The organism is Nocardiopsis prasina DSM 43845, from assembly GCF_000341265.1.
Taxonomy (GTDB): Bacteria; Actinomycetota; Actinomycetes; order Streptosporangiales; family Streptosporangiaceae; genus Nocardiopsis; species Nocardiopsis prasina.
In genome coordinates, this window is sequence record NZ_ANAE01000179.1 from 1 (window position 1) to 12,893 (window position 12,893).

The 12,893-nt window shown below is 70.5% G+C and carries 9 protein-coding genes; 1 reads left to right on the forward strand and 8 read right to left on the reverse strand.

What is annotated here, in order from left to right:
* Positions 1 to 83 precede the first annotated feature (83 nt).
* The 3 genes from D452_RS0121745 to ppdK form a co-directional block, all read right to left on the reverse strand.
* Positions 84 to 1,349, reverse strand: coding sequence for a deoxyguanosinetriphosphate triphosphohydrolase (locus tag D452_RS0121745; protein ID WP_017546250.1), 1,266 nt, complete (start codon positions 1,347 to 1,349; stop codon positions 84 to 86).
* Between the two features lie 49 nt (positions 1,350 to 1,398).
* A complete protein-coding gene (locus D452_RS0121750) occupies positions 1,399 to 2,469 on the reverse strand; it encodes a YdcF family protein (protein ID WP_026129552.1) in 1,071 nt (356 codons plus the stop codon).
* A 338-nt stretch (positions 2,470 to 2,807) separates the two neighbouring features.
* Entirely contained in the window at positions 2,808 to 5,504 is a 2,697-nt protein-coding gene (gene ppdK, locus D452_RS0121755; protein ID WP_017546252.1) for a pyruvate, phosphate dikinase, read from the reverse strand.
* Between the two features lie 467 nt (positions 5,505 to 5,971).
* Between ppdK and trhA the strand changes: the two genes are divergently transcribed.
* The gene (trhA, locus tag D452_RS0121760; protein ID WP_017546253.1) at positions 5,972 to 6,643 is read left to right on the forward strand and encodes a PAQR family membrane homeostasis protein TrhA; all 672 of its coding nucleotides are present in this window, start codon (positions 5,972 to 5,974) and stop codon (positions 6,641 to 6,643) included.
* Positions 6,644 to 6,741: 98 nt separating this feature from the next.
* On the opposite strand, the gene D452_RS0121765 is transcribed toward trhA, so the two are convergent.
* From D452_RS0121765 to D452_RS0121785, 5 genes are all read right to left on the reverse strand, one after another.
* Positions 6,742 to 8,124 (reverse strand): permease prefix domain 1-containing protein, encoded by a 1,383-nt coding sequence (locus D452_RS0121765; RefSeq protein ID WP_017546254.1) that lies wholly within the window; start codon positions 8,122 to 8,124, stop codon positions 6,742 to 6,744.
* Positions 8,121 to 8,495 (reverse strand): PadR family transcriptional regulator, encoded by a 375-nt coding sequence (locus D452_RS0121770; protein ID WP_017546255.1) that lies wholly within the window; start codon positions 8,493 to 8,495, stop codon positions 8,121 to 8,123. Before D452_RS0121770 ends, D452_RS0121765 begins: the two co-directional genes overlap by 4 nt.
* A gap of 539 nt (positions 8,496 to 9,034) precedes the next feature.
* The gene (locus tag D452_RS0121775) at positions 9,035 to 10,423 is read right to left on the reverse strand and encodes a glycine--tRNA ligase (protein WP_193374266.1); all 1,389 of its coding nucleotides are present in this window, start codon (positions 10,421 to 10,423) and stop codon (positions 9,035 to 9,037) included.
* 203 nt (positions 10,424 to 10,626) lie between these two features.
* Complete coding sequence (locus D452_RS0121780; RefSeq protein WP_017546257.1) at positions 10,627 to 10,923, reverse strand: antibiotic biosynthesis monooxygenase; 297 nt, start codon at positions 10,921 to 10,923, stop codon at positions 10,627 to 10,629.
* A 106-nt stretch (positions 10,924 to 11,029) separates the two neighbouring features.
* On the reverse strand, positions 11,030 to 12,893 hold a 1,864-nt coding region (locus D452_RS0121785; protein ID WP_017546258.1), incomplete at its 5' end, for a CDP-glycerol glycerophosphotransferase family protein.

The window sequence follows — 12,893 nt, forward strand, 5'->3', positions numbered from 1 at the left end:
CACTGAGCAGTGTGCGGGCTCGTGTGGTGCGCGTCAAGACCGGTAACGGCGGTGATCCCGTCCGTCCCTGGTTAGGGGGTGTGTCAGCGGACGAGCCGGGCGTGCAGGGCGGTGGCGGAGGTGTCCGTGAGGGAGGCGACCTGGTCCACGACCACACGCAGGGCCGAGGTGTCGTCGGTGGCGTTCTCGAAGACGGCGCGGAACTGGGGGTCGAGGACCCCGGGGGACCCCTGCCACAGGGCGGCGACCAGGTCGGTGATGGTGCGGCGCTCCTCGGCCTGGTAGATCCGGGCCTCCTCGCGGGACATGACGAAGTGCGCGGCCACCGCCTTGAGCAGGGCGCACTCCAGGAGGGCGCGGCGCGGCAGGACGAGGTCGGCGCGGTAGCGGGTGAGGCGGCCGGGGCCGTGGGCGCGCCGGGTGGCGCCCTCCGCGGCGCGGCAGAACCGGCCGATGAGTTCGCTGGTGAGGTTCTTGAGGGCGGCGAGGGAGGCGAGGTCACCGGTGAACTCGGTGGGCCAGACGGGTTCGGCCAGCAGGTCGCCCAGGACCTCGTCGAGTTCGGCCGGGTCGGCGTCGCAGTACATCGCGGCGGCGATCCGGCAGACCTCGGCGCGCTCGCCCGGGTCGCGCAGGGCGGCCATGCTGACCAGGCCCGCGTGCAGGGCGTCCTCGACGTCGTGCACGGAGTAGGCGACGTCGTCGGCCCAGTCCATGACCTGGGCCTCGAAGCAGGTGCGTCCGACGGGCGCTCCCTCGCGCAGCCAGGCGAAGGCCTCGGAGTCGTCGGGGTAGCAGTTGAACTTGTGGGTGTCGCCGCCCTCACCGCGCCGCCAGGGGTACTTGACGGTGGCGTCCAGGGTGGCGCGGGTGAGGTTGAGCCCGGCGCTGCGGCCGCCGGGGTCGATGACCTTGCCCTCCAGGCGGATGAGCAGGCGCAGGCTCTGGGCGTTGCCCTCGAACCCGCCGCACGCGGCTGCGGCCTCGTCGAGGGCGCGTTCGCCGTTGTGGCCGAAGGGCGGGTGGCCGAGGTCGTGGGACAGACACGCGGCCTCGACGAGGTCGGGGTCGCAGCCCAGGGCCTGGCCGAGTTCCCGGCCGATCTGGGCGCACTCCAGGGAGTGGGTCAGCCGGGTGCGCGGGAAGTCGCTCACCCCGGGCTGGACGACCTGGGTCTTGGCGGAGAGCCTGCGCAGCGCGGAGCTGTGCAGGACACGGGCGCGGTCGCGCTCGAAGGGGCCGCGACGCCTGCTCTTACGCGACTCCTGGGAGTAGCGCTCGGTGTCGCGTGCGGTGTACCCGTGGGTGCCGCTCTCCGCGCCCACGGTCTCTCCGGAGATGGTCGTCATGGGCCTGAGCCTACTTCCCGGCAACGACGAAACATGTCATTGGCCCTGGTCAGGCCGCGTTGACACGGATGTCACTGCTGTCGTTGAAGATCCAGTAGTACCAGAGCGACGCGGTTTCCCTCGTGATGTACCACAGCTGGGTCCGGCGTTCGATGACGGCGGGCCCGGAGCGCGAGGGCGAGGTGCCCGCCTCGATGCCGTGGTCGGCGGCCATCACCTTGGAGCGCAGGCTGTGCCAGGGGTCGGAGACCAGGATGGCGGTCTCCCAGCCGTTGGCCTCGAAGACCCCCTCCATGGCCTGGAAGCTCTGGAGGGTGTCGCTGCCCTCCTCCACCGCGACGACGTGGTCGGCGGGCACGCCCACCTCGATGAGCCAGTTGCGGCCCGCGGCCGCTTCGGTGAAGGCGTCGTCGGGCTGTTTGCCGCCGACCGTGACGATGTTGGGCGCCACGCCGTCCAGGTAGAGGACCTGGGCCTGGCGCAGTCGGGCCTCGAAGACGGGTGAGGGAACGCCGTTGTACTGGCTGGCGCCCAGGACCACGATGGCGTCGGAGGGCGTGCGGTCGTCCTGGCGCGCGGTGTACCAGACCCACCCCCAGGTGCCGGGCGGGATCGCGATGGCGGCGACCAGGATCAGGGCGATGATCCAGCGCGCACGGAAACGGCGGCGCCTGCGGCGCCTGGGCGTGTGGGTGCGGGGCGGCGGGGGGCGGCGGCCGCCGCGCTCACGGACGCGGGGTTCCTCGTACGGCTCCTCGTGACCGGACCCCTCCCACGGTTCCTCGCTCCCGTACCCGTCGGTCTCGTCGCGGTACGGGGGGAGGTCCCGGTCCGCACGCGGCGACGGTCGGTCGCGGACGAACCTGCGGGTGAAAACCGCGCCCTGGTCCGCGGTGTCGGCCGGGTCGACACGGCTGAACTCCCGCGTGCTGTCCGCGGCGTCGGCGGGGTCACCGGGGTCGGAGGCCTCGGGCCGGGTGAACCGCCGGGTGCTCTCGGCGGCCGAGGCGGCGCCGGCCAGCCCGTCGCGGGAGAAGACCTGGGTGGCCTCGTGGTCAGCGGGGGTCATGGCCGGGTCATCCCACGGCTCGTCGCCGCGCCCGTCGCTCGCCGTTCGCACCGGCTCACCTCCGCTTGATTGGATCAGGAACGCGGTACGCCCACTGGGACGCCCCGCACCCACCGCTGGTTCGTGGTCTCCCCGCGTGGGCGGGGGACCGGGAAGGGGGAGCCGGACGTGGCACGGGCGTCTGAGAGTGCCCGGAGCCCCGACTGCGGGGAGGGGGATCGGGGCGTCGCGCGTGAGCGCGTACCGACGTCGAAAATATATCACGAAAAGGTCACGGTCGACTTTTCCGTCGACTCGGCCGTGATGCCCGATTCTAGTCTCACCGGTTCCGTGGAACGCCCGTGGCGGCGCCCCTTTCGCGGGGGGCGCCGCTACGGGCGTTCGGTCGGTCACCGCACGGCGCGACCGGCGGCCCGGCCCGCCTCCAGACGGGCCACGGGGACACGGAACGGCGAACAGGACACGTAGTCCAGCCCCACCTTGTGGAAGAAGTGCACCGAGGCCGGGTCGCCGCCGTGTTCACCGCACACACCGAGCTTGATGCCGGGCCGCGCCGCTCGGCCCTCCTCCACGGCGATGCGAATCAGACGGCCCACGCCATCCACGTCCAGGGACTCGAACGGTGAAACGCCGAACACGCCCTTCTCCAGGTAGGCGGAGAAGAAGGAGGCCTCCACGTCGTCTCGGGAGAAGCCCCACACGGTCTGGGTGAGGTCGTTGGTCCCGAAGGAGAAGAACTCGGCGTTCTCGGCGATCTGCCCGGCGGTCAGCGCGGCCCGGGGCAGTTCGATCATCGTGCCGACCGGGAAGTCCAGCTCGATCCCGTTCTCCTCCCCCACCTCGCGCAGGGCGCGCAGCGCGTCGTCCCGGATGATCTCCAGCTCCTGCACGGTGCCCACCAGCGGAATCATGATCTCCGGGCGGGGGCGGCCGCCCGCGCGGATCCGGTCCACCGCCGCCTGGGCAATGGCCCGCACCTGCATGGTGAACAGCCCGGGGACGACCAGCCCGAGGCGCACGCCGCGCAGCCCCAGCATCGGGTTCTGCTCGTGGAGCCTGTGCACGGCCTGGAGGACGCGCAGGTCGTTCTCGTGGCTCTCGCCCCTGGCCTCGGCCACCGCCACGCGTACCGACAGCTCCGTGATGTCGGGCAGGAACTCGTGCAGCGGCGGGTCGAGGAGGCGGACCGTGACGGGCAGTCCGTCCATGGCCTCCAGGATGCCGCCGAAGTCCTCGCGCTGGAGCGGCAGGAGGGCGTCCAAGGACCCCTGCTGTTCGTCGGGGGTGTCGGCCAGGATGAGGCGTTCGACGAGCTGGCGGCGGTCACCGAGGAACATGTGCTCGGTGCGGCACAGGCCGATGCCCTGGGCGCCCATGCGGCGGGCGCGGGCGGCGTCCTCGGCGGTGTCGGCGTTGGCGCGCACGTACAGGCGGCGGGCGGCGTCGACGTAGTGCATGAGGCGGTGCACGGAGCGCACGAGGTCGTCGGCCTGGTCGGAGGCGGGGTCGACCTCGCCCTCGAAGTAGCGGACCACCGGGGAGTCGACGACCGGGACCTCACCGAGGTAGACCCGGCCGCTGGTGCCGTCGATGGAGATGACGTCGCCCTCCTCGATCACCTCGCCGCCCGGGGCGGTCATGCGCCGGTTCTTGGTGTCGATGTCGAGTTCCTCGGCGCCGCACACGCAGGTCTTACCCATGCCGCGGGCCACCACGGCGGCGTGGGAGGTCTTGCCTCCCCGGCTGGTGAGGATGCCCTCGGCCGCGATCATGCCCTCGAGGTCGTCGGGGTTGGTTTCGCGGCGGCAGAGGATGACCCTCTCCCCGCTGCGCGACCACTTCACTGCGGTGTAGGAGTCGAAGACGGCCTTGCCCACGGCGGCTCCGGGGGAGGCGTTCATGCCGCGTCCGAGGCGGTGCACGTCCTCCCCGGCGGTGGCCTCGTCGTCGAAGCGCGGGAACATCAGCTGGGCGAGCTGGTCGCCGGTGACGCGCTGGACCGCCTCGTCCAGGCCGATCATCCCCTGGTCCACGAGCTGGTCCGCGATCCTGAACGCTGCGGCGGCGGTGCGCTTGCCCACGCGGGTCTGGAGCATCCACAGCCTGCCGCGCTCGATGGTGAACTCGATGTCGCACAGGTCGCGGTAGTGGTTCTCCAGGGTGTCCATGATGCCCATGAGCTCTTCGTGGCTCCGGGGGTCGATCCGCTCCAGCTCGGTGAGGGGGACGGTGTTGCGGATGCCCGCCACCACGTCCTCACCCTGGGCGTTTTGGAGGTAGTCGCCGTAGACGCCGGTCTGGCCCGTGGCGGGGTCGCGGGTGAAGGCCACGCCGGTGCCCGAGTCCATCCCGAGGTTGCCGAACACCATGGAGCAGATGTTCACTGCGGTGCCGAGGTCCGCAGGGATGCGCTCCTGGCGGCGGTACAGGACGGCGCGGGGGGCGTTCCAGGAGTCGAAGACCGCCTTGGCGGCGAGGTTCATCTGCACGCGGGGGTCGGTTGGGAAGGGGCTGCCGGTCTGCTCGCCGACGATCTCCTTGAACCGCTCCACGAGCTGGCGGAAGTCGGCGGCGTCCAGGTCGAGGTCGTTCGTCGTGCCCTTGGCGGCCTTGAGCTCGTCGATGGCCTCCTCGAACAGGTCGCCGTCGATGTCCAGGACGGTCTTGCCGAACATCTGGATGAGGCGGCGGTAGGAGTCCCAGGCGAAGCGTTCGTCGCCGCCCTGGGCGGCCAGGCCCTTGACGGACTCGTCGTTGAGGCCGATGTTGAGGACGGTCTCCATCATGCCGGGCATGGAGAAGCGGGCGCCCGACCGCACGCTCACCAGGAGTGGGTCGTCGGGCTGGCCGAGGCGGCGCCCCATGGTGCTCTCCAGCTCCTTGAGGTCGGCCTCGATCTCGGCGTCGAGCCCGTCGGGGACGGCACCGTTCTCCAGGTAGTGACGGCACGCCTCCGTGGTGATGGTGAAACCGGGGGGAACCGGGAGACCGATGTTGGTCATCTCGGCGAGGTTGGCCCCCTTGCCGCCGAGCAGATCCTTCAGGTCCTTGTTGCCCTCGGTGAACTTGTAGACGTACTTGGTCACGGGGGTGCTCCCTCGTTCTCTCGCGGCCGTTCGACGCCGGGTCGGCCCCTGTTGGGCGCGACCCTATCCACACTCCGCACGAGCGACCCTCCATGAACCACCCTTCATCGACAAAGCGCCTGTTCACGGACGCCAAAGAGGTCTATACCAATGGTCCACTCACCGCGCACGCCCCCCACCCGCGAGGACCCCACGGGAACCACTCCCCCGCCCACGACTACGCTGGTCAGGGACGCCCGACCACGCACCACCCCAAGGGCTGAACGGACAGAAGCGACGAGAACCGGGTGCACGACCAATCCCCCTGGCCACCACCCCTCCGGGACCCCACTGTGCCGCGCGACACAGCATTACCGTCAAGTAACCTACGCAGCCGTAAGTTAGGCTTCTCCATGTGGCCCGCCAGGGAGCGGGGTCGCTGGATCTGAGGGGTGCGAACGGTGTCGAAGGCGCGGGAAACAGGGAGCGTGCGAGCTGCGGCGGCCGCCGGGGACCTGCTGGAAGCGGTCAAGCCCCGGCTCCGGGGATGGCTCCACCTGGGGACCGCCCCGCTCGCCCTGGCGGCGGGCATCGTCCTGGTGGCGCTCTCCCCCACCGCCCCCGCCGTGGCGGCCAGCGCGGTGTACGCGCTCAGCTCGGTGATGCTCTTCAGCACCTCGGCCATCTACCACGTGGGCCGCTGGTCACCGCGCGCCCAGAAGGTCCTGCGCCGCATGGACCACTCGAACATCTACCTGATCATCGCGGGCACCTACACGCCGTTCATCATGCTCGTGCTGGAGGGCACCCTGCGCACGGCCATGCTGGCGCTGGTCTGGGGCGGCGCGGTCGCCGGGGTCGCGTTCAAGCTCCTGTGGCTGAACGCTCCGCGCTGGCTGTCCACCGCCCTGTACCTGGCCATCGGCTGGGTCGCGGTCCTGTTCATCCCGGACCTGGTCAACGGCACCCACCCGGCCACCTGGATCCTCATCCTCGTGGGCGGCGTGCTCTACAGCGTCGGCGCCGTGGTCTACGGGCTCAAGCGGCCCGACCCCGCGCCCCGCTGGTTCGGGTTCCACGAGATCTTCCACTCCCTGACCATCGCGGCCTTCGTCTGCCACTACATCGCGGTCTCGTTCGTCGTCTACACGGCGACCTGACCGGGGCGGCTCCGAACACGCGGTATCCCAGGCGGCCGGGCCCACGAGGGCCCGGCCGCCCCGTGTCTCGGGCGTCGCGCGTCAGGGCCTCGTGTGGGTCAGGAGAAGGCGAACAGCGGCGGGAACACCAGCACGACCACGGCCGCCCACACCGCGTACACGGGCAGGTAGGTGGTCTGCCACCGCTCGACGGCGGCGAACGGCCGCGTGCCCCGCACGAAGCCCAGCAGCAGCCAGGCCGACCACGCCAGGTGCACCAACAGCACGAGGTTCAGACCGAGCGCCGCGGTCTTGTTGGCGGTGAAGCCGAACTCCGCGATCCGGGTGAGCATGGCCGTCAGGGCGACGGCGTTCACCGCCAGCGCCGTGCCCACCAGGGCCAGCTGGAGCCAGTCGAAGACCCCCAGGCGCAGCAACGGGTCGCGCGCGGAGATCGAGTAGAGCAGCAGGAACAGGACCAGCACCAGGACCGCGTCCATCACGATCAGGAGTTCGCGGTCGACGTTGGCCAGGGGCCCGTTCACCAGCAGCGCGGCGAGGTCCGCGACCAGCATCAGCAGCGCCAACGGTGTGAAGACCTTGGCCAGAACCGGCGTGATGTTCTCCACCACGCTCTTCTTGGCCTCCACCAGCCACGCGGCCACCAGCAGCGCCCCCGGCACGCCGAACGGCAGGAGCCAGTCCGCAAAGAACGGAGTGATGTCCACGTCGGCCAGGCCGAGCACCGCGACGGTCAGGCCCACCAGGACCATGGAGCCCAGGGCGATCAGCACGAGGTACATCACGAGCTCGCCCGTGAACCGCACGAAGTCCATCCGCCGCCCGTGGGAGCGCCATCGGCCGCCCGTGTGCAGCACGCCCACGAGCAGCCACAACAGGACCGGCGCGTGTGTCAGGGCGAGGACGGCGGTCATCCCGGGCACCGGGAAGGGCCCGGAGGACTCCTGGAACGGGTAGAGGTTCACCGCCAGGGCCGGGGCCGCCGCGAGGGCCGCCGTCACGGCGCCCACCTGCCAAGGGGCGCGGCGCTTCCAGGCGAACCACCCCGCCAGGAAGGGCAGGACCACGAAGGGCAGGTTGCGGGTCACCACCAGGCCCTCGTCGACCGAGGTCTCCAGCAGCTTGACCGCCGCCCCCGCGCCGAGCGCGAAGAGCAGCGTTACTCCGAGCTCGCGCCAGCGCGACGCACCGGACTCCTCGTCGGTGTCGGGGACCAGCACCAGCTGTTTCCAGAGCCGGTGGGAGTGCTCTCTGGCGAACTCGCGCGAGACCGCGTCCAGGCCGCCCATGCGCTTGACCGCGACGAGGAAGGCCTCCTCGCCGTCCAGGCCACCCGACTCCAGTTCCGCGATCTGCTCGCGCAGGTGGTCCTCCATCTCCTCCACGTCCGGGGCGGAGATGGCCCGGCGGCGGGTCACGAATCCGCGCCACTGGTCGATCTGTTCCTCCAGCACGTCACCGCGTGCGGTGCCGCCGGTCACGCGAACCCCCCGGCCGGGGCGGGGCCGGGGTACTCCGGGCGCGGCACGGACTCCCACACCTGCCGGAGCGCCTCGGCGACCACGCTCCACTGTTCGCGCCGCTCCGCCAGAGCCTCCAGCCCCGCCTCCGTGATGGCGTAGTGCTTGCGCCGTCGCCCCGCCTCGGACCTGCCCCAGGAGGCGCGCACGAGTCCGTTGCGCTCCAGTCGGTGCAGCAGCGGGTAGAGCATCCCGTCCGTCCAGGTCATCCGCCCGTCGGAGAGTTCGTTGACGCGTTTGACGATGGCGTAGCCGTAGGACTGTCCCTCGGACAGGATTCCCAGGACCAACGGTGTGGCCGAAGCGGCGACCAGGTCCTTGTCGATGTGCATGCGTGTCCTCACCCCTGTGCGTTCGTGACACGATGAACCCTAGCAGTTCTAGGCATAGCACTCCTAGGCATGGACCCCAGGGCGAGGAGCGGCCATTTCCGGTCGTCACGATTTACTCACGCGATGGGACGAACGGGCCGAAACTCCCCCAACGCTCCTCGGGCCTGCCGTTAGGTTGAGTACCGGTGCTGTGGCCGTGTGCGGCCAGGGCGCCGAGGAGGCGGCCGGAAACCACATCCCCCCGGGTCCGGCCGTCTCTGCTGTGTCACCTCCTCCCCTGCCGACCACCGCCTTCACCGCCGCGCGCGCGGCGGACCGCCCCGGCGCAGGCTCCCCCGGGGGTGAGGGTCAGGACGGGGGCGTCAGAGGGGTTGCGGTGGACACCCCCACCCTCGCGTCAGCCGTGGTCCGACCGAAGGGCCCGAGCCCGTGCTCAGCAGGTGGTCCGAATCGCGGGAGTGGCGCCCCGCCGACGCCGAACGGCCGCCCCTCCCCGGTTCGGGGACGGACGGCCGTGGGCGTCGGTGGCGCTCCGGGAGCTAGCAGCCGGGCAGGCGCTCCAGCAGGTACATCTCCACGCGGTCCAGGGACACGCGCTCCTGCGACATGGTGTCGCGCTCGCGCACGGTCACCGCGTTGTCCTCGAGGGTGTCGAAGTCCACCGTCACACAGAACGGGGTACCGATCTCGTCCTGGCGGCGGTAGCGGCGGCCGATCGCACCGGCGTCGTCGAACTCCACGTTCCAGCGCTTGCGCAGCAGGGCGGCGAGGTCGCGGGCCTTGGGCGAGAGGTCGGCGTTGCGCGACAGCGGCAGGACGGCGGCCTTGACCGGCGACAGGCGCGGGTCCAGGCGCATCACGGCGCGCTTCTCCAGCTTGCCCTTGGCGTTGGGCGCCTCGTCGACGTTGTACGCGTCGAGCATGAACGTGAGCACCGCCCGGTCGACACCGGCCGCGGGCTCGATGACGTAGGGGATGTAGCGCTCGTTGTTCTCCTGGTCGAAGTACGACAGGTCGACACCGGAGGCCTCGGCGTGCGTCTTGAGGTCGTAGTCGGTGCGGTTGGCGACGCCCTCGAGCTCGCCCCACTCACTGCCCTGGAAGTTGAACCGGTACTCGATGTCCACGGTTCGCTTGGAGTAGTGGGAGAGCTTGTCCTGCGGGTGCTCGTACAGCCGCAGGTTGTCCTTGGCGATGCCCAGCTCCAGGTACCACTGGTGGCGCTGGTCGATCCAGTACTGGTGCCACTCCTCGTCACTGCCCGGCTTGACGAAGAACTCCATCTCCATCTGCTCGAACTCACGGGTCCGGAAGATGAAGTTCCCGGGGGTGATCTCGTTGCGGAACGACTTGCCGATCTGGCCGATGCCGAAGGGGACCTTGCGGCGGGCGCTCTGCTCGACGTTCTTGTAGTTGATGAAGATGCCCTGCGCCGTCTCCGGACGCAGGTAGGCCAGGCCCTTCTCGTCCTGGACCGGGCCCAGGTAGGTGCGCAGGAGGCCGTTGAACATACGGGGCTCGGTGAAGGAGGCCTTGGCGCCGCAGTTGGGGCAGGCGATCGCGGCCAGGCCGTCGGCGGGCTCCTTGCCGTGCTTCTCCTCGTAGGCCTCGATGAGGTGGTCGGCCCGGAAGCGCTTGTGACAGGACTGGCACTCGGTGAGCGGGTCGACGAACGCCGTCACGTGGCCGGAGGCCTCCCAGACCTCGCGGGCCAGGATCACGCTGGAGTCCAGGCCGACGATGTCGTCCCGCTCCTGCACCATCGAACGCCACCACTGGCGCTTGACGTTGTTCTTGAGCTCCACGCCCAGGGGGCCGTAGTCCCAGGCGGCGCGCAGACCTCCGTAGATCTCGCTGGAGGGGTAGACCAGACCTCGGCGCTTGGCGAGGTTGACCAGTGCGTCCATTGCCTCTGACTTGGCGGCCATGGGGTGACTCTCCATCCGGCTGGCGGTCGGTGGATCGCTGTTCGCGATACATCGTCGGTTCTGTTGGGAGGCGGTCCGCGCGCGGAGCCACGGATGTGGCGCACCGGGAGACCGCTTCCCACCAGGCTAGAGCAATCCGGAGGCGGGCGCGCACCGTTTGTGCGGGCCCCGCCCCGACCACGCGCGGAGGAGAGCGGCGAGGGTCAGGACGACGTCTCGCCGCTGGCGAGGATCTCGAACGCCGAGGGTTCGTCGATGGCCCGGGAGAGCAGCGGGACGGCGGTGACCTTGACGTCGAAGTCGGACAGGGCCCGCCGGTAGAACCCGGCGCCGTCCCACTCGGTGACCACGGTCCACAGCGTGGGTTCGTCGGCGGCGCGGCCGATGCGGTGGCACCGGAATCCGGGGCGCTGGGCCAGGACCGCCACTGCGGCGTCGGCGTCGGTTCGGAAGGCCTCGGTGTCGGCCTCGGGCACGGAGTATCGGGTGATGACGATCACCCGACCATTGTGGCGCAGACACGGGAGCGGGCCGCCCCGGAGGTGGTCCGGAGCGGCCCGGGTACGGGCCGGGGCGAGGCGCGGCCCCGAAGCGGGCTCCGCCCTGCTACTCCTTGCCGAAGACGCGGTCCACGACCCTGGCGGAGGCGTGGCCGTCGTCCAGGGGGCAGAACTGGTCCACGAACGCCCGGTAGGAGGCGCCGCTGCGCTTGGCGACCTCGTCGATGTCCAGCAGGGACTCGATGACGTCGTCGGAGCGGGTCAGCAGCGGTCCGGGGGCGGTCTCCTCGAAGTCGAAGTAGAACCCGCGCAGGTTGTCCCGGTAGCTCTCCAGGTCGTAGGTGAAGAAGAGCATGGGACGGCCGGTGTTGGCGAAGTCGAACATCATCGACGAGTAGTCCGTGATCAGCACGTCGGTGATCAGGAAGAGCTCCATGATCTCCGGGTACAGGGACACGTCGTAGACGAAGTCCTCCCCCACGATCGGCACGCTGTCCACCACGCGGGGGTGGCGGCGCACCAGCAGCACGTGGTCGTCGCCGAGCTTCTCGTACATGCGGCGCAGGTCCAGGTGCAGGTCCAGCTTGTGCTTGCCGCGTGTGTAGTACTTGTCGTCCCGCCAGGTGGGGGCGTACAGGACCACCTTCTTGCCCTCGGGCAGGCCCAGCAGGCGCCGGGTGCGCTCGGCGACGGCCTCGCGCTCCGGCGAGAAGAAGATGTCGTTGCGCGGGTAGCCGGTCTCCAGGACCTCGCCCTCGAACCGGAAGGCGCTGCGCAGGATCGGGGTCGCCCAGGGGCTCGGCGAGACGAGGTAGTCCCACTGCCGCGTCTCCCACGCGAGCTTGTCGAAGTAGTCGCGTGACTTGCCCCGGATGTTCTCCACGTCGAAGCCGATGCGCTTGAGCATGGACCCGTGCCAGGTCTGCACGACCACCTGGTCGGGGTGTCGGTGGAACCACGCGGGCTGGCGGGAGTTGCTGACCAGGTACCGGCTGCGGGCCAGCTCCCGGAAGTACTCCTCGCCCTTGTGGCGGACCGGTGTGAGGTCGTCGGGCAGGCGGACCTGCCCGTCGGCGACCAGCCAGGACATGGGGTAGTCGGCCCACTTGTCGCGCTTGCGCAGCTCGGCGTAGAGGCTCTGCGGGCTGTCCGAGTACTGGCGCCCGGTGTAGGTGTCGAAGAGGATGCCCTCGGTGACGGGCTCCGCGCGCTGGGCCGGGTAGAAGGTCTCGCGGAGCTCGCGCTGGGCGAAGGCGCCGCGCTCGGCCGGGCGCAGGTCGGTGCCGACCTGGAGCACCGGGATGCCGCGCCCCTGGTAGGAGAGCGTGTACGTGCGCTCGGGGCTCTCGGTCTCGGTCGGCAGGTCGTGGATGAGCGAGTCGGTGAACTCCACGCCCACGTCCACGCTGGCCGCCTCGCCGCCCTCCCCCGCGGCCTCCTCGCTGACCCGGCCCCACAGCTGGTAGGAACCGGTGGACAGTGAGAGCTCACCGGACAGGGTGGCGATGCGGGAGGGGTCGAACCGGGCGGTGAACCGGTTCCCGGACCGCTCCACGGTCAGCTCGTGCTCCTCGTCGCGACCGCGTGCCTTGGCCACCACGCTCAGCTCGTTGCTCGGGGAGAACTCGCCGCCGAGGACCAGGACGCGCTCCTGCCACTCCGCCCGGTCGACCCAGGGGTGGGCCCGACCGGCCCGCAGCTTGAGGTGGCCGGTGAAGGTCCGCTGCACGGCCAGCTGCTGCTGGGCGCCCTCGGAGTCGTAGGCGGTGGTCCGGGCCTCGTCGGGCAGGACCAGGGGGACGGTGCGCTGGTCGGCGGTGACCAGGTGGGCGTCCCACTCCTCCTGTCGGATCACGCCGCCGCATTCGCTGAGGCTGCGGGCGAAGAGCTCCTCGGCACGCACCCTGGCCTCGAAGCGGCCGCCCTGGATGGTGACCGGGTAGCTGAGCCGTGCCGTGCCGGGACGCCGC